23 protein-coding genes are annotated in these 23,080 nt (G+C 71.8%); 12 read left to right on the top strand and 11 right to left on the bottom strand.

Going from position 1 to position 23,080, the window contains the following annotated elements; all coding sequences use genetic code 11:
- Positions 1-6: 6 nt before the first annotated feature.
- Positions 7-558 (bottom strand): hypothetical protein, encoded by a 552-nt coding sequence (locus tag ACZ69Q_RS32855; protein ID WP_471048916.1) that lies wholly within the window; start codon positions 556-558, stop codon positions 7-9.
- Between the two features lie 10 nt (positions 559-568).
- Positions 569-1,171, bottom strand: coding sequence for a hypothetical protein (locus ACZ69Q_RS32850; protein ID WP_471048913.1), 603 nt, complete (start codon positions 1,169-1,171; stop codon positions 569-571).
- A gap of 316 nt (positions 1,172-1,487) precedes the next feature.
- On the opposite strand from ACZ69Q_RS32850, the gene ACZ69Q_RS32845 reads away from it, so the two are divergent.
- The 4 genes from ACZ69Q_RS32845 (at position 1,488) to ACZ69Q_RS32830 (ending at position 6,214) form a co-directional block, all read left to right on the top strand.
- Positions 1,488-2,870, top strand: a complete 1,383-nt coding sequence (locus tag ACZ69Q_RS32845) for an NAD(P)/FAD-dependent oxidoreductase (RefSeq protein ID WP_471048910.1) — start codon at positions 1,488-1,490, stop codon at positions 2,868-2,870.
- Between the two features lie 68 nt (positions 2,871-2,938).
- Entirely contained in the window at positions 2,939-5,182 is a 2,244-nt protein-coding gene (locus ACZ69Q_RS32840; protein ID WP_471048907.1) for an FUSC family protein, read from the top strand.
- Positions 5,183-5,233: 51 nt separating this feature from the next.
- On the top strand, positions 5,234-5,455 hold the full coding sequence (locus tag ACZ69Q_RS32835; protein ID WP_471048905.1) for a hypothetical protein: 222 nt from the start codon (positions 5,234-5,236) through the stop codon (positions 5,453-5,455).
- A gap of 303 nt (positions 5,456-5,758) precedes the next feature.
- Entirely contained in the window at positions 5,759-6,214 is a 456-nt protein-coding gene (locus tag ACZ69Q_RS32830) for a cyclic nucleotide-binding domain-containing protein (RefSeq protein WP_471048902.1), read from the top strand.
- A gap of 3 nt (positions 6,215-6,217) precedes the next feature.
- Here ACZ69Q_RS32830 and ACZ69Q_RS32825 read toward each other — a convergent pair whose 3' ends face one another.
- Positions 6,218-7,519, bottom strand: coding sequence for an MFS transporter (locus ACZ69Q_RS32825; RefSeq protein WP_471048964.1), 1,302 nt, complete (start codon positions 7,517-7,519; stop codon positions 6,218-6,220).
- Between the two features lie 99 nt (positions 7,520-7,618).
- On the bottom strand, positions 7,619-8,233 hold the full coding sequence (locus ACZ69Q_RS32820; protein WP_471048899.1) for a LysE/ArgO family amino acid transporter: 615 nt from the start codon (positions 8,231-8,233) through the stop codon (positions 7,619-7,621).
- 66 nt (positions 8,234-8,299) lie between these two features.
- Between ACZ69Q_RS32820 and ACZ69Q_RS32815 the strand changes: the two genes are divergently transcribed.
- The gene (locus ACZ69Q_RS32815) at positions 8,300-9,208 is read left to right on the top strand and encodes a LysR family transcriptional regulator ArgP (protein WP_471048897.1); all 909 of its coding nucleotides are present in this window, start codon (positions 8,300-8,302) and stop codon (positions 9,206-9,208) included.
- Positions 9,209-9,296: 88 nt separating this feature from the next.
- On the opposite strand, the gene ACZ69Q_RS32810 is transcribed toward ACZ69Q_RS32815, so the two are convergent.
- A complete protein-coding gene (locus ACZ69Q_RS32810) occupies positions 9,297-9,998 on the bottom strand; it encodes a TetR/AcrR family transcriptional regulator (RefSeq protein ID WP_471048961.1) in 702 nt (233 codons plus the stop codon).
- A 138-nt stretch (positions 9,999-10,136) separates the two neighbouring features.
- On the opposite strand from ACZ69Q_RS32810, the gene ACZ69Q_RS32805 reads away from it, so the two are divergent.
- Both ACZ69Q_RS32805 and ACZ69Q_RS32800 read left to right on the top strand, forming a co-directional pair.
- Positions 10,137-11,354 carry a saccharopine dehydrogenase family protein gene (locus ACZ69Q_RS32805; protein WP_471048894.1) on the top strand — a complete coding sequence of 406 codons (1,218 nt, stop codon included), beginning with the start codon at positions 10,137-10,139 and terminating at the stop codon, positions 11,352-11,354.
- 107 nt (positions 11,355-11,461) lie between these two features.
- Entirely contained in the window at positions 11,462-11,695 is a 234-nt protein-coding gene (locus tag ACZ69Q_RS32800) for a WhiB family transcriptional regulator (RefSeq protein ID WP_030958358.1), read from the top strand.
- 33 nt (positions 11,696-11,728) lie between these two features.
- Here the strand turns inward: ACZ69Q_RS32800 and ACZ69Q_RS32795 are convergent, their stop codons facing one another.
- The 3 genes from ACZ69Q_RS32795 to ACZ69Q_RS32785 are packed head-to-tail and all read right to left on the bottom strand — an operon-like array spanning position 11,729 to position 15,024.
- A complete protein-coding gene (locus ACZ69Q_RS32795; protein WP_471048891.1) occupies positions 11,729-13,552 on the bottom strand; it encodes a sensor histidine kinase in 1,824 nt (607 codons plus the stop codon).
- Positions 13,549-14,253 (bottom strand): response regulator transcription factor, encoded by a 705-nt coding sequence (locus ACZ69Q_RS32790; RefSeq protein ID WP_471048889.1) that lies wholly within the window; start codon positions 14,251-14,253, stop codon positions 13,549-13,551. The genes ACZ69Q_RS32795 and ACZ69Q_RS32790 overlap by 4 nt, the downstream gene beginning before the upstream one ends.
- Positions 14,254-14,283: 30 nt before the next feature.
- Positions 14,284-15,024, bottom strand: a complete 741-nt coding sequence (locus ACZ69Q_RS32785) for a L,D-transpeptidase family protein (RefSeq protein ID WP_471048886.1) — start codon at positions 15,022-15,024, stop codon at positions 14,284-14,286.
- 107 nt (positions 15,025-15,131) lie between these two features.
- On the opposite strand from ACZ69Q_RS32785, the gene ACZ69Q_RS32780 reads away from it, so the two are divergent.
- Positions 15,132-15,482: a DUF488 domain-containing protein gene (locus tag ACZ69Q_RS32780; RefSeq protein WP_471048884.1), complete on the top strand. Its 351-nt coding sequence runs from the start codon at positions 15,132-15,134 to the stop codon at positions 15,480-15,482.
- 22 nt (positions 15,483-15,504) lie between these two features.
- Here the strand turns inward: ACZ69Q_RS32780 and ACZ69Q_RS32775 are convergent, their stop codons facing one another.
- Together ACZ69Q_RS32775 and ACZ69Q_RS32770 are read right to left on the bottom strand one after the other, a co-directional pair.
- Positions 15,505-17,178, bottom strand: a complete 1,674-nt coding sequence (locus ACZ69Q_RS32775) for an FAD-binding dehydrogenase (RefSeq protein ID WP_471048882.1) — start codon at positions 17,176-17,178, stop codon at positions 15,505-15,507.
- A gap of 115 nt (positions 17,179-17,293) precedes the next feature.
- Positions 17,294-17,923, bottom strand: coding sequence for a TetR/AcrR family transcriptional regulator (locus ACZ69Q_RS32770; RefSeq protein WP_471048881.1), 630 nt, complete (start codon positions 17,921-17,923; stop codon positions 17,294-17,296).
- A gap of 137 nt (positions 17,924-18,060) precedes the next feature.
- Between ACZ69Q_RS32770 and ACZ69Q_RS32765 the strand changes: the two genes are divergently transcribed.
- From ACZ69Q_RS32765 to ACZ69Q_RS32750, 4 genes are all read left to right on the top strand, one after another.
- Positions 18,061-18,690: an alpha-ketoglutarate-dependent dioxygenase AlkB gene (locus ACZ69Q_RS32765; protein WP_471048877.1), complete on the top strand. Its 630-nt coding sequence runs from the start codon at positions 18,061-18,063 to the stop codon at positions 18,688-18,690.
- Positions 18,691-18,798: 108 nt separating this feature from the next.
- Positions 18,799-20,013: an acyltransferase family protein gene (locus tag ACZ69Q_RS32760; RefSeq protein ID WP_471048875.1), complete on the top strand. Its 1,215-nt coding sequence runs from the start codon at positions 18,799-18,801 to the stop codon at positions 20,011-20,013.
- A 49-nt stretch (positions 20,014-20,062) separates the two neighbouring features.
- Complete coding sequence (locus ACZ69Q_RS32755; RefSeq protein ID WP_471048873.1) at positions 20,063-20,809, top strand: MBL fold metallo-hydrolase; 747 nt, start codon at positions 20,063-20,065, stop codon at positions 20,807-20,809.
- Between the two features lie 40 nt (positions 20,810-20,849).
- Entirely contained in the window at positions 20,850-22,085 is a 1,236-nt protein-coding gene (locus ACZ69Q_RS32750) for a DUF4032 domain-containing protein (RefSeq protein ID WP_471048869.1), read from the top strand.
- 12 nt (positions 22,086-22,097) lie between these two features.
- On the opposite strand, the gene ACZ69Q_RS32745 is transcribed toward ACZ69Q_RS32750, so the two are convergent.
- A complete protein-coding gene (locus ACZ69Q_RS32745) occupies positions 22,098-22,967 on the bottom strand; it encodes a universal stress protein (RefSeq protein ID WP_471048867.1) in 870 nt (289 codons plus the stop codon).
- Positions 22,968-23,080: the final 113 nt, after the last annotated feature.

Raw genomic sequence — 23,080 nt, 5'->3', positions numbered from 1 at the left:
GCGCGCCTACTCGCCCGTCGTCAGCCGCACGATGTTCGACCGTTCCCCGAGGACGAAGGCACGGACGCGGTAGGCGGCGTGCTCTTCGTCGGGCAGCGGGGCGAAGTCGGTGGCCTCGGTGTCGGGGGCGAGGACGGCGACGGGATCGTAGCGCTCGCCGTCCTTCTTGCGGATCTCCAGGAGGTATCCGTCCTCGGCGGAGGAGTCGTCGGTCCAGGTGAGGCGGATGCCGTCCGGCCGCTCGGTCAGATGCGGCCGGACGGAGGGGCCCCGGTAGGACGTCAGCCGGTAGTGGAAGGTGGTGTGCGGCATCAGGTCGGGGTGGCGGTAGGCGGTGACCTGGGGCGCGAGGTACTGAAGGACCGTGTACGGACCGTCCTCGTCGGTCGCGAACTCCAGGACGTGGCCCGCGATCCCGGGCCGCTCGTCTCGCCAGGTCAGGTCGATGTCGGTGGGTGTGGTGAGGGCCCCTCGCAGCGGCTGTTCCGGGTCCGCCGAGCAGGCCGGCAGCGCCAGGATCAGCGCTGCCGACGCCGCGATACGCGCCTTTCCTCGCATACGGCGGCCGCTACTTGCGCCAGAAGCGGATGTTGCTCCACTCCACGGTGGCCGTCCCGTTGCCGCTGTTGGTGCGGTAGGCGCCGAACTTGTCGTAGAAGCTGCCGCCGGGGCTCGCGTAGGTGTGCTTGAGCGAGCCGTTGATGTAGGTGCGGTGCTCGGCGCCGACCTGGTGGACGGTGTTGACGCGGACGGTCGCGCCGACGGTCCCGGCGTTCGAGAGCGTGGTGCCGCCGTGCACCGCGTACAGCCTGCCGCCGCGCTCGACCGCGAGCATGAAGTACGGGCCGGAGCCTGACTCGTGGAAGGTCTGTTTGAGGCTGATCCGGGTGCCACTGAGGCCGGTGATGCGGAAGTAGCCCTCGAACTGGCGCGTTCCGCCGGTGTAGGTGGCATAGCGTCGTTCAGCCCGTTGGTCGCCGCTGGCGGTGGAGCAGGTGAGGCGGAACGTCAGGCCGTCGATCTGGCCGCAGCCCCGCTCCTGCTCGGTGAAGCCGGGTGACACCGACTGCCAGCCCCCGGGCTCGACTTCGGCGAGCGCGTCCGGTGCGGCGAGCAGCGAGGTGGCGCACAGCGCCGTGGTGACGGTGAGGGTGCGCAGGCTTGGGCGCATCCTGCCTCCTGTCGGATGTGGGGGGGATCGCACCTCACTAGTTCATGAGTGTGAACTGCGGTCCCTCATATGGATGAGCATTACGGAAGTTAGGTTCAGACCAATGACTCGTCAAGAGATCGTGCGGACACGTCTTTCACTTCCGAACCGGTGTGCCCCCGGGCCGGTTGGGGCAAGGTGGCTCTCGACGGGTTCATCTGCCTGCCGCACCCGGCTGGCGGAACGACCGGTGGCGCGGTGGGATCGAGGCGTGCGAAGCCGCGATCCAGGGGCAGGCGAACGACGTCGAGGCAGACCGCCTGGAGCCGCAGAAGGGATGATCACCGTGACACGACCCAGGATCCTGGTGGTTGGCGCAGGCTTCGCCGGAGTCGGATGCGTTCGCCGGCTGGAACGCAAACTCTCCCCGGACGAAGCCGAGATCACTTTGGTGACGCCGTCCTCCTACCAGCTCTACCTGCCGCTTCTGCCCCAGGTCGCCTCCGGCGTCCTCACTCCCCAGTCGATCGCCGTGTCCCTGCGCCGCAGCCGCAGGTACCGCACCCGGATCATCCCGGGCGGCGCGATCGGCGTGGACCTCGCGTCGAAGGTCTGCGTCATCCGCACGATCACCGACAAGATCCTCAACGAGCCGTACGACTACATCGTGCTGGCCCCCGGCAGCATCACCCGGACCTTCGACATCCCGGGGCTGACCGACAACGCCTACGGCATGAAGACACTCGCCGAGGCCGCCTACCTGCGCGACCACGTCATCTCGCAACTGGACCTCGCCGACGCCAGCCAGGACGCGGACGAGCGGGCGGCGCGGCTCCAGTTCGTGGTGGTCGGCGGCGGGTACGCGGGCACCGAGACCGCCGCGTGCCTCCAGATGCTGACCCACAACGCGGTCAAGCGCTATCCGCGGCTGGATCCGAAACTGATCAAGTGGCATCTGATCGACATCGCGCCGCGACTGATGCCCGAACTCGGCGAGAAACTCGGCACCGACGCCCAGGAGATCCTGCGCAAGCGCGGCGTCGAGATCTCCCTGGGGGTGTCCATCGCGAAGGCGGGCCCCGAGGAGGTCACCTTCACCGACGGCCGGGTGATCCCCACCCGCACGCTGATCTGGACCGCCGGTGTCGTCGCCAGCCCGCTGATCGCCACGCTGGGCGCGGAGACGGTCCGCGGCCGGCTCGCGGTCACCGCCGAGATGAACCTGCCCGGGCACGACGGTGTGTTCGCGCTCGGCGACGCCGCCGCCGTGCCCGATGTGGCCAAGGACGAGGAAGGCGCCGTCTGCCCGCCCACCGCCCAGCACGCGATGCGCCAGGGCAAGGTCGTCGCGGACAACGTCATCGCGGCGCTGCGCGACCAGCCGCTGCGGCCGTACCGGCACAAGGATCTGGGTCTGGTCGTCGACCTCGGCGGCACCGACGCCGTCTCCAAGCCTCTCGGCGTGGAGCTGAAGGGGCTGCCCGCGATGGCCGTGGCCCGCGGATATCACTGGTCGGCGCTGCGCACCAATGTCGCCAAGACCCGCGTCATGACGAACTGGCTGCTCAACGCGGTCGCCGGGGACGATTTCGTGCGTACGGGATTCCAGTCCCGCACCCCCGCCAAGCTGAAGGACTTCGAGTTCGTCCACGCGTATCTGACACCGGAGCAGCTACGGGCGCAGGTCGGCGGAAAGAGTGCGGGCGGGACGGCTGAGTGAGGTGAGGGTGCCGGCCGGGCCGCGGTGCGCGGTGTGAGCGAGGAGAGAGCGGGAGTGAGTACGGCGGCGTGAGGGCAGCGGGAGGGCCGGCCCGGGTGCGGCTGCGGGACCGGGTGGCGGCCTCGGACCCGGGTCTGCTGAGGCTCACGGCCGGGCTGCGCACGGCGGGCTCGATCGCCCTCGCGGTCGCCGTGCTCGCGCTGCTGGGCACCGACGTGACCCATCTGGTGGCCGGCGCGCTGGCGGCGATGGTCTCGACCTTCGCCATCCGGGAGAAGCAGCGCGGGCAGCAGGCGGTCACGCTCGCGCTGGGCCTGCCGGTGGCGCTGGCGTCCATGACGTTGGCGGCGGCTCTGCACAGCCACGTCGTGGCCGGTGACCTGGTGTTCGTCGCGCTCATCTTCTGTGCCGTCTACGGCCGCCGGTTCGGCGACCGGGGCACCGCGCTCGGCCTGATCGGCTTCCAGATCTACTTCGTGTCCCTGTTCGTCGGTGCCACCGTCGGCGACCTGCCCGAGCTGTTCCGCGCGGTCGCCGTGGCGTTCGGCTGCGGCGCGATGGTGCGGTTCCTGCTGGTACCGGAGACGCCGACGGGAGTACTGGAGCGGCTGCGCGAGGCCTTCCGCGCCCGGCTGGCCCAGTTGCTGTCCGCCCAGCTCGATCTGCTGGACGCCGGTCCCGAGGACGCCGACCGGGCCCTGGAGCATGTGCGCGAGCGTACCGCCCGGCTGCACGAGACGGCTCTGCTGATCCAGGGCCGGCTGGAGGAGGGGACCGCCGACGAGCGGGTGGCCGGGCTCGTCCAACGGCGGGTCGCGGACGCCGAGATCGCCGCCGAGCGGCTGGGGCTGTCGCTGCTGCGGGCGCGCGGCGCCGAACGCGTGGACACGCTCGCCATGCATCTGCCGGGCGCCCCCATCCCGTCGGGCGGACGCCAGCCCGTGCGGGACGACGCGACCGAGACACTGCGCCGGGATCTGGAGGCGCTGCGCATGCTCGTGGTGCGCCCGGTCGAACAGGCCGCCGGCACCTCGGTGGCACAGGTGCGCAACCGGCTCCTCGGCTACCGCGACGAGGAGAACCTGCCGACCGCGTCGTCCGCCGTGCAGGACGTGTTCCGGGCCATCGGCGAGGCCGCCCGTGCCGTCCTCGGGCTGCGGATCGCGCTCGGCGGGGTCCAGGACGAGTCGGACGACAGCCCGGCGACCGCCCGCTCGCGCGAGGAACTGGACGCCGAGGACGCGGCGCTCGAAACCGACGAGGAGACCCCCACCGAGGAGGCGACCGGGCTGCGGCGGCCCACCACGCGAGCCGCCGTGCAGGTCGCCGTGGGGTCGACGCTGGCCATCGTCGGCGGCGAGCTGCTGTCCCGCGACCGCTGGTACTGGGCGGTGCTGACCTGCTGGATCGTGTTCCTCAACACCGCGTCCACGGGCGAGATCCTGGTCAAGGGCTACCGCCGGCTGCTGGGCACCGTCCTCGGCGTCCTGGCCGGCATCGTGCTGGCCGGCGCCGTCGGGCACAACACCTGGACGGCGTTCGCGCTGGTCCTGCTGTTCGTGTTCGCGATGTTCTACTCGGCGCCGCTGTCGTACACGGCGGTGTCGTTCTTCGTCACGGCGGCCCTGGGCCTGCTCTACACCCTGCTGCACACCTACAGCCTCTCGGTGCTGGTGCTGCGCATCGAGGAGACGGCGCTCGGCGCCGCCTGCGGAGTGATCGCGGCCGCGTTCGTGCTGCCGGTGCAGACGGACCGCCGCACGAACGAACTCCTCGCCACCGTGCTCGAGCGCCTCGGCGACGTCACCCGCAGCGCCGTCGAGCAGCTCAGCGGCGGACCGCCCGTCGACCTGCTCGACGAGGCACGTGACCTCGACCAGGCGCTGGCCGACCTGCGGGCCGCCACCAAGCCGCTCACCCATCCGGTCACGCCGCTGCGGGCCCGCCGGGAGACCGCCCGCTATGTCGTCGCGCTGCTGGAGACGTGCGCGTTCCACGCCCGCTCACTGGCCGCGACCGCCGAGCTGCTGCCCACCCACCCCTCCATCGCGGCCGACCCCCGGCTGCGCCGGGCCGCCGCGCGCATCCAGCACAACCTGGAGGCGATCAGCGCCCGCGTCGGCGACGAACATGCCGACACCGAGATCGAGACCGGCCCGAGCATCGCCTCCCTCCTCGGCCCGACCGCCCCGGGCGTCTCACGCTACGGCCGGATCACCGACCGCGTCCTCAGGCACCTGCAACGCCTCGACGAGGGCGTGACGGGCCTCGCCCGCCCCCTGGGCGTACCAGTGAAGGCACCGGACGGATGACCGGGTGAGGCGGGACTGCACATCGGGGCGATTCGCGGGTAGGCGGTTGTCATGACCGATGTCGTGGACTCAGACGAACTGCTGCGACGGATGCACCGAGCCAGGGCCAGTGCCAGGCAGGAGGAGCGTTCCTGGCGGATGCGGAGCGAGCAGCTCAGGTCGACGGACCCCGAAGGGGCTCGCGACGCGGCCGTGCGCACGCTGGCGTTCGAGACGGTGATCATGGTGCTGGACGAGATCCTGACCCCCGGCAAGCGCTCCGAACACGGCTGAAACCTCGACCCGAGTGAGACCGGTCACGCACCCCGGTCTCGGTTACGCGGAATCCGCCAAAATGGTTTACGGTTCATCCATACGTGGTGACGGGGTGGATCGAATCAGTCCCCCGTACATCACCGCGAACGGCCCTGGCTGGCTTCCCCCGTCCAGCCAGGGCTTTTTCATGCCCTCGTCGGCCCGCCCCCCGCCGTTCCCGGCCGAAACCGCTCTCCGCCGAGGTGCTCAGCACGGCGGCACGGGCTGAAATGGACGCAGGGAAGCACCGGAACCTCAGTCCTCGGCGAGGAGCCCCGTGTCATGACCAAAGCGATCAAACTGCTGACCGCCCTTCCGCCGCCTCAGCGCCAGCGCCTGATGTCGCTCGCCCGGGAGGTCTCCTTCCCGGAGGACGCCCGGATCTTCGAGGCGGGCGGCACGGCCGACCGCTTCTGGGTCATCCGCTCGGGCGCCGTCTCCCTCGACCAGCGGGTGACCTCCCTCCAGCGGGTCACCGTCGCGAGCCTCGGCGCCGGTGATCTGCTCGGCTGGTCCTGGCTGTTCCCGCCGTACCAGTGGGACTTCGGCGCGGAGGCCTTCAGCCCGGTGCGCGCCTACGAGTTCGAGGCGCAGGCGGTGCTGCGGTTGTGCGAGGAGGACACACAGCTCGGGCTGTTGCTGGTGCGGTACGTCGCCGAAATCCTCGCGCACCGGCTGGAGATGACCCGGGGCAAGCTGATGGAACAGTACGGGCAGCACCGGCGCAGCGCGCTCTGAGCGTCAGACGCGGTAGCGCCGCAGGGCCGGCAGCGCGGTGGCCAGGCCCAGCATGAGGACGACGACCAGCACGCCGCCGCCCACGGTGGCGGTGCGCGCGCCGAAGGCCGAGCCGGCCGTGCCGTGCAGGACGTCGGCGAGACGCGGGCCGCCCGCGACGACGACCGTGAACACACCCTGCATCCGGCCGCGCATCTCGTCGTCGGCGGCGGACAGCAGGATCGCCCCGCGGAAGACCATCGAGACCATGTCGGCGACCCCGGCGAGGGCCAGGAACACCACCGCGAACCACAGACTGCCGCTGAGCCCGAAGGCGGTGATGGCCACGCCCCAGGCGACGACCGCGCCGATCACCATCCAGCCGTGCCGGCGGGCCCGGGAGAAGGTGCCGGAGAACAGCCCGCCTGCGACCGCGCCGATCGGGATCGCCGCGAACAGCAGGCCGAGGGCGAGCCCTTCGCCGTACGACCCGTAGGTCTGGCCGGCCAGTTGCGGGAACAGGGCGCGGGGCATGCCGAAGACCATCGCGATGATGTCGGCCAGGAAGGACAGCAACAGCACCTTGTGCAGGGCGATGTAGCGGAAGCCCGCCACGATCTCCCGGACACCCGCACGGCGTTCGCCGACGGCCTTCAGGGGCGGCAGCGCGGGCAGTTTGGCCACCGCCCACACCGTCACGCACAGGGCGAGCGCGTCGATGAGATACAGCTCGGCGAGGCCGACCATGGGGATGAGCACGCCGGCCAGCAGCGGTCCCATGACCTGGCCGGTCTGCATGACCGTCGAGCCGAGGGCGTTGGCCGCGGGCAGTTCGTCGGCCGGCACCAGCCGGGCGATGGAGGCGCTGCGGGCCGGGGAGTTGAGCCCCCAGAACGCCTGCTGCAGGGCGAGCAGCACCATCAGCGCGGCCACCGACTCCATGCCGGTGACGGCCTGGAGCCAGAACAGCAGCGAGGTGACGGCTATCCCGGTGTTGGTGACGAGGAGCAGCTTGCGGCGGTCCATGCTGTCGGCGACGGCGCCGCCCCACAGCGCGAACACCACCAGCGGCAGGAGCCCGGCGAGGCTCGCGGCGCCGACCCACGCCGAGGAGCCGGTGATGTCGTAGATCTGCTTGGGCACGGCGACCGCGGTGAGCTGGCTGCCGACGGCCGTGACGATGGTCGAGGACCACAGCCGGCGGAAGGCCGGGCGGCGCAGCGGGCGGGTGTCCATCGCCCAGCGGCGCCAACCGCGCCGGGCGGGGGCCTGTGTCTGCGGGGCCGCCGCCTGCTGCTCTTCGGTACTGCTCTCGCTCGCGTCCACGGACATCCTGGTTGCTCGTTACACCTATCGGGAACCAGGGATCACTATGGCACCGGTGGTCAAGCATGCGGGATGCGCGGTCTCAGGTTTCGGACACTCTCAAGCGCCCGCGATGAGGCTCGCACCGAGGGCGGTCATCGTCGCGGCGACCAGTGCGTCCAGCACGCGCCAGGCCACGGGCTTGGCGAGGTGGCGGCTCAGCAGCCGCGCGCCGAAGCCGAGTGCGGCGAACCAGACCAGGCTGGCGAGTGCGGCGCCGAGGCCGAACGTCCAGCGCAGCGGGCCGCGGTCGGCGGCGACCGTGCCGAGCAGGAAGACGGTGTCGAGGTAGACGTGCGGGTTGAGCCAGGTCATGGCGAGGCAGGTCAGTACCGCCCGCCGCCGTGACCCCGCCGCGTCGCCGTCGGTCAGCAGGGCGCCGCCGGGCTTGAAGACCCGGCGTGCGGCGAGCGCGCCGTAGCAGAGCAGGAACGCCCCGCCGACCCAGGCGACCGCCGTCAGCACCCCGGGCCATGCCACGACCACCGCGCCGACGCCGGCCACGCCCAGGGTGATGAGGAGTGCGTCGGACAGGGCGCAGATGCCGACGACGGCGAGAACGGCGTCGCGGCGGATCCCCTGGCGCAGGACGAAGGCGTTCTGCGCGCCGATGGCGACGATCAAGGAGAGGCCGGTGCCGAATCCGGCGGCCGCGGTGGTCAAGGCGTTTGTCATGCCCTTCACGCTAGGAAGACGATCTCTTAATGTACAGCTAAAGATTCTTACGTATCATTAGCACTCGTGAAGGCAGAGCTGACCGAGCTTCCCCTCGACCAGGTGCGGACGCTGCTCGCGGTGGTGGACGAGGGCACCTTCGACGCGGCCGCCGCGGCGCTGCATGTGACGCCGTCAGCGGTGAGCCAGCGGGTGAAGGCGCTGGAGCAGCGCACGGGGCGGGTGCTGCTGGTGCGCACGAAGCCGGTGCGGCCGACCGAGTCGGGCGAGGTCGTCGTCCGGTTCGCCCGTCAATTGGCCCGACTGGAGCGCGACGCGCGGGCCGAGCTGGGGCTGAGCGGCGCCGGGGAGGCGACGCGGGTGTCGATCGCGGTCAACGCCGACTCGCTGGCGACCTGGTTCCTGGGGGTCCTCACACGTGTGCCGCAGGAGCCGCGGCTCTGCTTCGAGCTGCGGCGGGAGGACGAGAGCCGGACGGCGACGCTGCTGCGGGAGGGGCTGGTGATGGCCGCGGTGACGTCCTCGGCGGACCCGGTGGCCGGGTGCTCCGTGCGGCCGCTGGGCCGGATGCGCTACCTGGCCGCGGCGAGCCCGGAGTTCGCCGCGCGGCATCTCGGGGGTTCGCTGCGGGACGCGCTCGTGCGGGCGCCGGTGATGGTCTTCGACCGCAGTGACGATCTCCAGGACACGTTCGTCCGCAGGCTTCTGCACGCCCGCACCGGCGCGAGTGCCGTACGGCACCATGTCCCCACCTCGGAGGGCTTCCTCGCGTCCGTGGTCGCCGGACTGGGCTGGGGCCTGATCCCCGAGGCGCAGGCGGAGCCGCTCCTGGAGGACGGCCGCCTGGTGCAACTGGCCCCGGACCACCCGGTCGACGTCCCCCTGTACTGGCAGCAGTGGAAGCTGGACTCACCGGCACTGGCCGCGGTGACGGAGGCGGTGACGGCAGCGGCCTCCGAGGCACTGCGCCGCTAGAGCCCCGAAGGGGCGCGGGGAACTGCGCGACCAGCCACGACGACGCCGCAGCCCCTTGACGACAGGTCGCGGCACCACCCGAGGAGCACTACTTCGCCTCCAACTGGGCGGCGGCACTGTCCAAGAGCATCTCCAGAGCCGTCGGATAGGCACTGGTCACCATCCGGTGAGCCAGCAAGGGCGCCGCCTCCGCGATCCGAGGATGCGTGGCCCTCGGCAACCGCGCGTACGTCGAGCGCCACATGGCCTCATCGGCACGCAGCGAGTCACTCGGCAGAGCCAGCGACGCGGCGTCGAGCGCGGCGAAGGCCAGGGTCTGGTCGATGAAGGCGTGGTAGACGCGCACGGTGTCCGCCAGCGGGAACCCGGCCGTGCGCAGGATGTCCAGCACGGCCTCGTCGGCGGCGAGTTCGTTGGCCCGCCCCGTGACCCGGTTCGTGGTCAGCGCGGCGGCCTGCGGATGGGCGACGTAGGCGGCGTGGATGCGCAGCCCGACGGCGCGCAGGTCCTCGCGCCACTGCCCCGTCGGCGTCCACCCCTCCAGCGCCTGGCCGATCAGCGCGTCGCCGATGGCGAGGGTCAGGTCGTCCATGCCGCGGAAGTACCGGTACAGCGTGCTCGGGTCGGCGTCGAGCGCGAGGCCGAGGCGGCGGGCCGTCAGACCGGCGCTGCCGTGCTCGCGCAGCATGCGCAGTGCCGTCTCGACGATCAGCCGCTCGGACAGCACTGTGCCGCTTTTCGTGGGACGCCTTCGGCGCCGCTTCTCCTCCGGGACGACCGGTTTGGGCACGATGCTCTCCGTCCTGGTGCCTCTCACGCCGAAACTCTGCGCCTTATGCCAACGCCATTGACCTTATGTGAGCGGCGGGCGTTGTATCTGGGGCGGGGCCCCACCACGTCGTAGATCTTCAGCCGAGGGAGTCTTGTCATGCGTGTTCTGCTCGTGGGTGCCGGCGGGGTGGGTACCGCCATCACCCGGATCGCGGCCCGCCGTCCGTTCTTCGAGGCGATGGTGGTCGCCGACTACGACCTCGGCCGCGCCGAGTCGGCTGTGGCGGCCCTCGGCGGCGACGCCCGGTTCCGGGCCGAGCGGGTGGACGCGAGCGACGAGGCTGCGGTCACCGCGCTGCTGGAGCGGCACGCGTGCGATGTGCTCCTCAACGCCACCGACCCGCGCTTCGTGATGCCGCTGTTCCAGGCCGCGCGCACGGCCGGGGCCACGTATGTCGACATGGCGATGTCGCTGTCGCACCCGCATCCGCAGCGGCCGTACGAGGAGTGCGGGGTCAAGCTGGGCGACGCCCAGTTCGAGCGGGCGGCCGAGTGGGAGAAGGCGGGCGCGCTGGCGCTGGTCGGGATGGGTGTGGAGCCCGGTCTGTCGGACGTCTTCGCCCGGCACGCCGCCGACGAGCTCTTCGACGAGATCGAGGAGATCGGTGTCCGCGACGGCGCGAACCTCACCGTCGACGGCTACGACTTCGCGCCGTCCTTCAGTATCTGGACCACGATCGAGGAGTGCCTCAACCCGCCGGTCGTCTACGAGGAGGGCCGCGGCTGGTTCACCACCGAGCCGTTCAGTGAGCCCGAGGTGTTCGACTTCCCGGAGGGCATCGGCCCGGTCGAGTGCGTGAACGTGGAGCACGAGGAGGTGCTCCTGATGCCGCGCTGGGTCGACGCGCGCCGGGTGACGTTCAAGTACGGCCTGGGCGAGGAGTTCATCAGCACGCTCAAGACGCTGCACCTGCTGGGTCTGGACCGCACCGAGCCGGTGACCGTGCCGAGCGCCGACGGGCCGGTGCGGGTCTCCCCCCGGGACGTCGTCGCCGCGTGTCTGCCGGACCCGGCGACGCTGGGCGAGCGCATGCACGGCAAGACCTGCGCGGGCACCTGGGTACGGGGCGTCAAGGACGGCAGGGCGCGCGAGGTGTACCTGTACCACGTGGTCGACAACCAGTGGTCCATGAAGGAGTACGGCTCTCAGGCCGTGGTGTGGCAGACGGCCGTCAACCCGGTCGTCGCGCTCGAACTCCTCGCCGGCGGCGCCTGGTCGGGCGCCGGTGTGCTCGGCCCGGAGGCTTTCCCGGCCCGCCCCTTCCTGGATCTGCTGACCGAGTACGGCTCCCCGTGGGGCATGCGCGAACAGTGACTGGATCCGCCGGGTTCCAACGGGGTTTCACTTGCGCATCGACAGGCGACTCGAAAACGAGTAATGCATCCACCGAGGGCACGTTCGACGATCGCAGGTGACTATTGATGGACGACTGGCGAGACCACGCCGCCTGCCGCCATGAGGACCCCGACCTCTTCTACCCGATCGGCACGTCCGGTCCGACCGTGTTGCAGACGGAGCAGGCGAAGGCCGTCTGCCGGCGCTGCTCGGTCCGGGACCAGTGTCTGCGCTGGGCGCTCGACATGGATCAGTTCATCGGGATATGGGGCGGCACGAGCGAGGCGGAGCGACGGGCGCTGCGGCAACGGGCCGGATGACGGACCCGTCGGCACGGTCGGCGGCTGCCGCCCTCACGCGGGCGGGGCCGCCGCCGGCAGCCGCAGGCTGAACACGGATCCGGCGCCGGGCTCGCTCTCCGCCTCGGCCCTGCCCCCGTGCGCGCCGACCAGGTGCCGGACGATCGGCAGACCGAGCCCGCTGCCTCCGGTACGCCGGCTGCGGGACTTCTCGGCGCGCCAGAACCGGTCGAAGACGTACGGCAGATCCTCCGCGGCGATGCCGGTCCCGGTGTCGGTGACGTCGAGGACGACGTCGTCGCCGTCGCGCCGGGCGGAGAGTGTGACGGTGCCGCCGGCCGGTGTGTGGCGCAGGGCGTTGGAGACGAGGTTGCCCAGGGCCTGGCGCATGCGGACGGGGTCGGCGTCCAGCCAGGGGGTGCCGTGCGCCGTGGTGCGCAAGGTGACGCCGGCCGTGTCGGCGGCGACGCGGTGGGCGGCGGCGACCTGGTCGAGGAGTTCGTCGGCGCGGACGGGCTCGCGGTGCAGGCGCAGTGTGCCGGCGTCGGCGGCGGCGAGGTCCTGGAGGTCGTCGATGACGCGCTGGAGGACGAGGGCCTCCTCGTGCAGGGAGGTGAGCAGGGCGGGGTCCGGGTCGACGAGGCCGTCACGGGTGACTTCCAGCCAGCCCCGGATGTTGGTGAGCGGGGTGCGCAGCTCATGGGCGACGTCGCTGACCATCGCCTTGCGCTGGACCTCCAGCCGCTCGCGGCGCTCGGCGAGTTCGTTGAAGGCCGCGGCGAGGATCCCGGTCTCGTCGCGGGTGGTGACGGGCACCCGCGCGTGCAGTTCGGGCGGCTGTTGCGCGGCCTCGGTCAGCGCCCGCAGCGGCCGGACGAGCCGGGTGGCGACCACGGCGGTCACGGCCACGGTGACCGCCAGTACGAGTCCGGCAGCGCCGACGACCTTGGCCTTGTTCGCCGGGGACATGTCGAAGCGGACGGCGGTGGTGTCGCCGCCGCCCAGGAACAGTTCGGCCACGGGGGCGACGTAGGGATCGAGTTGGGCGAGGCGTGCCTCGTCGACGCAGCGGTCCGCGTCCCGCATGGCCGTACTGTCGTCGGTCCCCGTGGTCTTCCCCAGTCGATAGCGGGTGCCGAGCCGCTTCTCGGTCACGTCGACCGTGACGAACGGCTGCGAACCGGGGTTCAGTCCGCGCCGCTCGAGGCACTTCCGGGCCCGCTCGGACAGGTCGGACAGCGCCTTGCTCTCGGTCGGTGTCGGGGTGTTGAGCAGGCCGTCGGCGCACTCGTCGGGCACGACCCCGCTCGCGACGGGCCCGTCGTGGTCGGTGATGACCGGCCGGCCGCTGGGCGTCTGGACGACGGTGGCCTCGTAGCCGTTGCGGGCGAAGCACCGCTGCCGTGTGTCGGCGAGCTTCTCCAGCTTGGCCCGCTCCTCGCCGGTCACCCGGTACGGGCCCACGACCCGGGGGTCGACACCGGCGCGCTGCGCTCCGCGTTCCGTGTAGGTGTCGATGTGCAGCGGGTCGACGGTGGCGGCGGCGCGCGGCGGCAGCGAAGTGCCGGCCGGGGCCGAGTCGGCGATGGCCGTGCGGTCCGTGGTGGTGAGGGCGATACGGCGGCCGGTGCGGGCGGACAGCTCGCGAACCGTCTTCTCGACGCCCCGCCAGTCGGGGTGGGTCGCGGCGTACCCGCTGAGCCGGGCGAGGACGTCCATGTCCTCGGCGAGGACCTGCCCCTGTTCCTCCCGCAGCGCCCGGGTGGTGGTCTCCACCGCGAGCCAGGCCGTCGCCGCCACCGAGCACACGGCGATCAGCACCGAGGCGATCAGCAGCCGGACCAGCAGCCGCTTGCGCAGCGGTATGCGCCGGGTCATCCGCGGCCGCCGCTGAGCTTGTAGCCGACGCCGAACACGGTCAGCAGCCGTACGGGGTTGCGCGGGTCGGCCTCGATCTTCCTGCGCAGGTTCATGATGTGGACGTCGACGGCCCGCTCGGTGGACGCCCGGTCGGTGCCCCGGGTGCACTCCAGCAACTGCCGCCGGGAGAAGACCCGTTCGGGTTCGGCGACCATGGCCAGCAGGATCTCGAACTCGGCCGGTGTGCACTCCACCGCCGCCCCGTCGCACCGCACCTCGTGCCGCACGGGGTCGACGGCGATGCCGGCGGCCCGTACGACGGGGTCCTCCCGCCGGCCGGCGGCGCGCCCGCTGCGGCGCAGCACCGTGCGGATGCGGGCCATGAGCTCGCGTGGGCTGTACGGCTTGGTCAGGTAGTCGTCCGCGCCGAGTTCGAGGCCGAGCAGGACGTCGTCCTCCGCCGACCGGGCCGTCAGCATCAGCACCGGGATGTCTGGGTTTTCGGGGTTCCGCCGCAGTACCCGGCACACCCCGAAGCCGTCGATCACCGGCAGCATCAGGTCCAGCACCACGAGGTCGGGCCCGAGCCGCCGGGCGGCGTCCAGGGCGGCCGACCCGTCGTGGACCACCGTCGCGGTGTGGCCCTCCGACAGCAGGGAGCGGCGTATGAGTTCGGCCTGCATCTCGTCGTCCTCGGCTACCAGCACATGTGCGCACACCTGGCGGATCCTAAGCGGTGGTGGGTGATCTCAGCGGGCCAGCGCCGCGGCGTCGCCCATGACGACGACGGGGTGCCGGTCGGGGAGCAGCGCCCGGAGCAACTGCCGCATGTGCTCGCGGGCGATGCTGACGCAGCCGTGCGTGGGCCCGCCGTGGTCCACGTGGAGCCATATGCCGCCGCCGCGTTCGGCGCCGAGCGGGCGGGTCCAGTCCAGGGGCGTGGTGCCCGGCTCGCGGTTGTAGTTGATGGCGATGACGTAGTCGAAGGAGCCGGCGAGTGGCTCCCCCTCGAATCCGGTGCCGGTGGCGGTGAAGCCGACGCCGTGGTCGTACGGCAGCCTGGTCCCGGGGTCGGGGAGCAGACCCCCGGCGTCGGTGAGGGTGAAGACCCCGACGGGTGAGCGCAGGTCGCCGGCGCGGTGGTCATCGGTCCAGCCGCGCCGGGCGTTGTGCGCGGGCCATCGGGCGCCCGCCTCCCAGCCGATGTCGCTGCGCTCGTACAGGACGACGGTCGACTCCGCGGAGTTGCGGCCGTCACCGGTCACGACGACCGCCTGCCGGGCCTCGGCGGGCACCTTGTCCCAGGTCTTGGGGCCCAGTCCGGGCAGTTGCTGCGGAGCGACCTCCAGGGCGACTTCGGGCAGCGGCGTGGCGGTCGTGGGCCTGGTGGCGGCGGGCTCGTGGTCCGGTGTCGCCACGGCACCGCCGCCGCAGCCTGTGAGCAGCAGGGAGGCGGCCAGCAGTGCGACACGGGGCTTGTGCGTGATCATGCGTCGACCTTGACCGACACTTGTGAGGAACCCGTCAGGTCCGACGGCTCGCCTCGCGCACCCGTCGGCCGGCACCCGTGAAGCTCGCTCCCGAGGGAGGCCCGGTCATGAGCGTCCGCATCCGTCGCGTCTACGAGGCACCCGAGCCCGAGGACGGCGTGCGCGTCCTGGTCGACCGGCTGTGGCCGCGAGGCCTGTCGAAGGACGCGGCCCGCGTGGACGAGTGGCCCAAGGGGCTCACGCCCTCCACCGAACTGCGGCGCTGGTATCACGCGGGCGAGGGGTCGTACGAGGAGTTCGCCGGCCGGTACGAGGCGGAGCTCGACGCCCCCGAGGCGGTCGAACTCCTCGATCACGTGCGGGAGTTGGCGGGCAACGGTGATGTGACGCTGCTGACCGCGTCGAAAACACCGGAGCAGAGCCACGCCACCGTGCTGGCCCGCCTCCTCGAAACGTGAGGAGACGGGCCGTAGGACACCGTCAGGCCGTCTGCCGCGCCGCCGCCCGGCCCGCCGTCCGGCCCGAGAAGAGGCAGCCGCCGAGGAAGGTGCCCTCGAGCGCGTTGTAGCCGTGGACGCCGCCGCCGCCGAAACCGGCGACCTCGCCGGCCGCGTACAGGCCGTCGATCGGCGTTCCGTCGGCGCCGAGCGCGCGGGAGTCGAGGTCGGTCTGGATGCCGCCGAGGGTCTTGCGAGTCAGGATGTGCAGCTTGACGCCGATCAGGGGACCGGCCGCGGGGTCGAGGATGCGGTGCGGGGTGGCGACGCGGCCGAGGCGGTCGCCGATGTAGCGCCGGGCGTTGCGGATGCCCTGGACCTGGGAGTCCTTGCTGTACGGGTTGGCGATCTGGAGGTCGCGGGCCTCGATCTGACGCCGGACGGTCTCCGCGTCGAGGAGTGCCTTGTCCGTCAACTGGTTCATCTTCTCGACCAGTTGCTCCAGGTTGGGGGCGGTCACGAAGTCGGCGCCGTTGCGCAGGAAGGCCGCCACCGGTCCCGGGGCGCCCTTGCCGAGCACCCGCTCCTTCAGGAATCCGGCGCGGTCCTTGGCGGTGATGTCGGGGTTCTGCTCGGAGCCCGACAGCGCGAACTCCTTCTCGATGATCTTCTGGGAGAGGATGAACCAGGAGTGGTCGTAGCCGGCGATGTCGGCGTCGGTGCGCAGGTGCTTGAGGGTGCCGAGGGTGTCGTAGCCGGGCAGGCACGGGTCGGGCAGCCGGCGGCCGAGGGCGTCGAACCACATGGACGACGGGCCGGGCAGGATGCGGATGCCGTGGCCGGGCCAGATCGGGTCCCAGTTCTGCAGGCCCTCGGTGTAGTGCCACATGCGGTCGCGGTTGACCAGCCGTACGCCCGCCTGCGCGCTGATGTCGAGCATGCGCCCGTCGACGTAGGCGGGGACGCCGGTGACCATCTCGGCGGGCGGGGTACCGAGCCGTTCGGGCCAGTAGCGGCGGACTATGTCGTGGTTGGCGCCGATGCCGCCGGTCGTGACGACGACGGCCCGGGCGGTGAGCTCGAAGTCGCCGACGCGGTCGCGGCTGGAGGCGACGCCGCGGGGCGAGTTGTCCTCGGCGAGCACCGTCCCGCGCACACCGCGCGCCGCGCCGTCCTCGATGACCAACTCGTCGACCTGGTGCCGGTGGTAGAAGGTGAGCAGTCCGTCGCGTGCGGCCTGCTTGGCGTACCGCACGAAGGGCTCCACGACGCCCGTGCCGGTGCCCCAGGCGATGTGGAACCGGGGCACGGAGTTGCCGTGGCCGTCGGCGCGCAGGTCACCGCGCTCGGCCCAGCCGACCGTGGGCAGGAACTTGATGCCGTGTGTCTCGAGCCAGGCCCGCTTCTCGCCGGCCGCGAACTCGACGTACGCGCGCGCCCAGCGAACCGCCCAGGAGTCCTCGTCGTCGATCCGGTCGAACCCGGCGCTGCCCTGCCAGTCGTTCCACGCCAGGTCGAGGGAGTCCTTGATGCCGAGGCGCCGCTGCTCCGGGGAGTCCACGAGGAACAGTCCGCCGAAGGACCAGAACGCCTGCCCGCCGAGGTTGGCGGCGTTCTCCTGGTCGACCAGTGCGACCCTGCGGCCCCGGCTGGTCAGTTCGCTCGCGGCGACCAGGCCCGCGAGTCCCGCTCCGACGACGATGACGTCGGCATCCATGGCGACCGTCCCTTCCTCACATGGTGGTGGCGCTGTTCGGTACCCGGTGGTGGCGCTGTTCGATGGTGGAGCCGCTCGCTGGTGACCGTCCGGTGGTCGAGCCCTTCGGCTCCGGCTATGCCGTGGTGTCGCCGCTGCCGTCGGTGAGCAGCGCGGTGAGCAGTTGCCCCAGCCAGACGCGGGCGTGCTCGACGTCGCTGTCCAGGAGCAGTTGGGTGGTGACGCCGTCGTACGCGGCGACCACGGCGTGGGCGGCGCCCTCGATGTCGCCGAGCACGGCGGGCAGCGCGGTGTGGCCTCTCGCGCGGGCGAGCCGGTCGGCGATGGCGCCGCGCAGTCGGGCGCGGTGTTCCAGCAGGGTCTGCGCGACGGCGGGGTCACGCGCGGCGTACACCAGGAAGTCGGTCTTCACCAGCAGCCAGTCGCGGTCCAGGAGCAGCACCTCGGTCACCCGGTCCACGGCGGCGGGCACGTCCAGGCCGGGCCCGTCGAGGGCGAGCGCCCCGGCCACCTGGTCGGCGATCAGGTCCGCGCGCTCCTGGTAGAGGGCGAAGAACAGCTCGTCCAGGCTGTCGAAGTTGGAGTAGAACGCGCCCCTGCTGTATCCGGCGGCCTCGCAGACCTCCTCGATGGAGACCCGCCCGAACCCCTTGGCCGCGAACACGGCGAACGCGGCGTCCAGGAGATTGGCCCGCGTGCGGACGCGGCGCTTGGTGACGCGCCGGGTCGTTTCCTCCACCGTCATGGCCGGACCTCCATTCGATACGTGAATGTATCCGATACATCTGTGTATCCAAAGAGCTCGTCACAAACGCGGCCCACGACACGCCTCACCGGCCACCCAAAGGGAACAGATTTTCGATTTAGGGGTACGCTGGTGGCATGGCCACGCACCTCCAGGGGTCCCTGTTCGACCAGACCGACGAGCTGCGGCTCGGCTCCCTCGACGGGATCCGCCGTACGCGGCTCGCCCATGGCGCCTGGATCGACGTCCTGCCCGGCTGGCTCAGCGGGGCGGACGGGCTGTTCGAACGGCTGGCGTCCGAGGTGCCGTGGCGTGCCGAGCGGCGCACGATGTACGACCACGTGGTCGACGTCCCGCGGCTGCTCGCCTTCTACGGAGTCGACGACGCACTGCCACACCCGGTCCTCGTCGAGGCGCGTGACGCCCTGTGCGCGCACTACGCCGAGGAGCTGGGCGAGCCGTTCACCACCGCGGGGCTCTGCTACTACCGGGACGGCCGGGACAGTGTGGCCTGGCACGGGGACCGCATCGGGCGGGGCGCACGAGAGGACACCATGGTCGCGATCCTGTCGGTGGGCGCGCCCCGGGATCTGCTGCTGCGTCCGATGCGCGGCGGCGGCGAGACGGTACGGCGTCCGCTCGGGCACGGCGACCTCATCGTGATGGGCGGCTCCTGCCAGCGGACCTGGGAGCACTCGGTACCGAAGACCACCCGCGCCACGGGACCGCGGATCAGTGTGCAGTTCCGCCCGCACGGCGTGCACTGAGGCGGAGAGGCGGCCGCTTCGGGTGCACGCGGGGGCTGCCTCCGGCGGACGGTGCCGGAGGCAGCCCTTCCTCTGGGCGCGGCCCCGCCGGGCCCCCACACTGACCGGATGAGCGCGCAGACGCAGGCCCCGGCCACCGCTCCCCGGCGCACCGAGCTCGACACGCTGCGGGTGTTCGTCGTCGTCGGCCTGGTCTTCTTCCACTCGGCCCTCGTCTTCTCGCCGGACGACGACTTCTACGTCAAGAACGCGCAGACGAGCGAAGCCATCACGGTGTTCGTCGGATTCGGGGTCGTGTGGGCGATGCCCATGCTGTTCCTCGTCGCCGGGCTCGGCTCCCGGCACTCGATCCGCCGGCGCGGCGCGGGCCCCTTCACCCGGGAACGCCTGCTGCGCCTGGGCGTTCCGCTGGTCCTCGCGACGCTCGTGCTGTGCCCGCTCCCCCAGTGGCTGCGGCTGCGGGCGGCCGACCCGGGCTACGACGAGTCGTACTGGCGTTTCTGGCCCCGCTTCCTCACCGTCCGTCCGGACGGGGCCGACTTCCCCTTCGTGCTCGACGGGGAGTACTTCGAGACGGGCCATCTGTGGTTCGTCGTACTGCTGCTGACCTTCAGCCTGCTGCTGGCTCCGGTCGCGGCGCCGCTGGCCGCGTGGGCGCAGCGGGTGGGTCAGGCGGTCGAGCGGCGCCCGGCGCTGCTCCTGCTGCCCGGCTTGCCGCTCGCCGCGATCAACGCGTTCCTCGGCATGGAGGAGGGCTTCGCGGGCTGGAACCGCTGGGCCTACCTGGTGTTCTTCCTCTTCGGGTACGCCCTCGCCGACGACGACCGGGTCCGTGCCGCACTGCGTCGGCTCGCCGTGCCGGTGGGTGTGGCCGGGCTCGCCCTGTTCGCGGGGACGGCGCCCGGGTTCGTCTCGCTGGACGACCCGTTCACCGAGTGGAGCCCGCTCGCGCTGGTGACACGGGCGCTGTTCGGGGCGGCGGGCTGGTGCTGGGTGGTGGCGATCCTCGGCCTGCTGGACCGGCCGCGCGAGGTCCGACCGCCCTCGCGCACGATGGTGTACCTCGGGATCGCGACCCTGCCCGTCTACGTGCTGCACCAGCCGGTCGTGGTCGCCCTCGCCTACGGCGTGGTGGGCTGGCCGGCACCGATCGTGGTCGAGTACGCCGCGATCGTGGCCGGTTCCCTGGCGGTGATCCTCGCGCTGTACGAGGGCGTGGTGCGCCGGACGCGGCTGACGCGGTTGCTGTTCGGGATGCGTTCCGATCCGGTGGCTGTCCTTCCCGTCCAGCCTCCGGACCCGCCGGTCACACCGGCCCGTTGATCTGCTTTGCTGTGTCCGTCGGGCACGGACCTCACCAGGCGGGACGATCATGCGGGCAGATGTGCGGCAAGTCTCGGACGGCACCTATCTGGTACACGGCAGCAACACCAACTGGGTCATCCTGACCGAGGGGGACGCGGTCACGCTGATCGACACCGGGTACCCCGGCGACCGGGCCAAGCTGCTCGCCTCGCTCACCGAGGTCGGCAGTTCACCGGAGGCGGTCAAGGCCGTACTGATCACGCATGCGCACACCGACCATCTGGGCAACGCCGAGTACCTGCGCACCACGTACGGCACGCCGGTGTACCTCCACGAGGCGGAAGTGCCGCACGCCCGCCGGGAGTTCCTGCAGCAGGTGAGCGTCGGGACGGTCCTGCGCAACGGCTGGCGGCCGGGTGTGCTGCCCTGGGCGATCCACGCGATCCGCTCCGGCGGCACCACGCACGTCCCGGTGACCTCCCCCGAGGCGTTCCCGTCCGCGGGCCCGCTGGACCTGCCCGGCCGCCCCGTCCCGGTGCACACGCCCGGCCACACCGACGGCCACTGCGCCTACCACCTCCCGGACGCCGGTGTGGTGATCGCGGGCGACGCACTGGTGAGCGGGCACCCCACCTCCCGGATCAAGGGACCCCAGCTCCTGCCGGACATGTTCCACCACGAGCGGGCCCGGGCCGTGGCCTCGCTGGCCGTGTTCGAAGGGCTCAAGGGCGATGTGCTGGTGCCCGGGCACGGGCCGTTGCACCGGGGCTCGGTGCAGGAAGCTGCTCTTCAGGCTCGGGAGCGCGCCGTCTAGGGTGAGCTGACGATCACCGCGAGGCGAGGACGAACGGCTCATGGCACTCCAGATCAGCGCGACGAATCCGGAGCACCCCGCCCTTCTGCTGGAACTGCCCTGGCAACTGCCGCTGGAGGAGTGGCCGGAGGAGGTCCTGGTCCCGCTGCCGCGCGGTATCTCCCGGCACATCGTGCGCTACGCCCGGGCCGGCGACGAGGTGATCGCCGTCAAGGAGCTCGCCGAGCGGCCGGCCCTGCGCGAGTACGAGCTGCTGCGCGACCTGGACCGGCTCGGCATCCCCGCGGTCGACCCGCTGGCCGTGGTCACCGGCCGCACCGACACCGCCGGCTCCCCGCTGGAGTCGGTGCTGGTCACCCGGCATCTGCGCGGCTCGCAGCCGTACCGCTCGATGTTCGAGACGACGATGCGCCCGGCGACCATGCACCGGCTGATGGACGCGCTGGCCGTGCTGCTGGTCCGCCTGCATCTCGCCGGGTTCGCGTGGGGCGACTGCTCGCTGTCCAACACGCTGTTCCGGCGCGACGCGGGCGCCTACGCCGCGTACCTGGTGGATGCCGAGACCGGCGATCTGCATCCGCAGCTCAGCGCGGGCCAGCGCGACTACGACCTGGACCTCGCCCGGGTCAACATCAGCGGGGAGCTGCTGGACCTGGAGGCGTCGGGGGCGCTGCACCCCTCCGTCGACCCGATCGAGTTCGGCACCGAGATCTGCGCCCGCTACCAGGGCCTGTGGCAGGAGCTGACCCGCACCTCCGTCTATCCGGCCGGCAAGTACCACTACATAGAGCGCCGGATACGCCGGCTGAACGAGCTCGGTTTCGACGTGGCCGAGATGCAGATCGATCACGCCGCGAACGGCGACACGGTCACCTTCGTGCCCAAGGTCGTCGACGCCGGCCACCACCAGCGTCAGCTCCTGCGCCTGACGGGCCTGGACACCGAGGAGAACCAGGCCCGGCGGCTGCTGAACGACCTGGAGAGCTGGATGGCCACCCAGGACGACTACGACCCGGGTGACCCCCTCGGCGCCCGCCCGGAAGTACTCGCGCACCGCTGGGTGCGGGACGTCTTCCGGCCCACCGTGCGGGCCGTGCCGCTGGAACTGCGCGGCTCCATGGACCCGGCCGAGATCTACCACGAACTGCTCGAACACCGCTGGTACCTGTCCGAGCAGGCGCAGCACGACATCGGCCTGGACGCGGTGGTGGCGGACTACATCACGAACATCCTGCCCACGGCGCGGGAGACGCTGCGGCCGACGATGTCCGACTGACGCACGACCGACTCAGTCGTGCGGGACCACGGCCACCGGGCACTCCGCGAGGTGCAGCATGCCGTGGGCCACCGAGCCGATCCGGGCGCCGACCGCCGTACGGTGCGCGCGGCGCCCCACGACCATGAGCTGGGCCCGCCCCGAGACCGACAGCAGCACCTGCCCGCCGCTTCCCATCTCCACGTGCTCGACGACGGGGACGTCGGGGAAGCGCTCCCGCCACGGCCGCAGCGCCTCGCCCAGGGCCTGCTTCTCGTACGGCTCCAGTCCCCCGGCCTCGTCGAGCAGCTTCAGGGAGGCCGGGCTGTAGGCGAACAGCGGCGGCAGGGTCCAGGCCCGTACGGCGCGCACGGTGGCGCCGCGCGCAGCCGCCGTCTCGAAGGCGAACCCCAGCGCGGCGGCGCTGTCCTCGGGGTCGCCCTGCTGACCCACGACGATCTCGCGCCCGGCGGCCTCGCCGGACGGCTCGTCCCCGGCCCGTACGCGCACGACGGGCCGTGCGGCTCCGGCGACCACCTGCTGTCCGACGGAGCCGAGCAGGAACCCGACGACCCGGCCGTGGCCGCGCGAACCCAGCACCAGCATCTCGGCCTCGCCCGCGGCGGCGATCAGCGTCTCGGCGGGCGGGCCCTCGACGACGTCGGTGGTCACATCCAGGCCCGGATGCCGTCCGGTGACATCACGAGCCGTCTCGGCCAGCCCGTCGCGCACCCACTGGGCCTGGGTGTCCTCCCCCGCGTCGATCGCGTCGTGCGGCTGGTACCGCCAGGCGTGCACCACCCGCAGGGGGAGCCCCCGGCGGACGGCTTCGCGGGCGGCCCAGGCCAGCCCGGCGAGGCTCTCCTCCGAACCGTCCACCCCTGCGGTGATCGGGCGCGTCATTCCGGCTGCCTCCTCGTGTCACGGTCACATCCGTGCGGCCCAGTCTTCACCACGATCCCGTGGCCTTGGGACGCCGGTGGTTCTGGGTGCCCCGGGCGCCGAGGCTGACACCG

It is taken from the genome of Streptomyces sp. NPDC036764 (assembly GCF_055609385.1).
The sequence above is the reverse complement of the archived record's forward strand: the minus strand, read 5'-3'. Positions and strand labels throughout refer to the sequence as shown.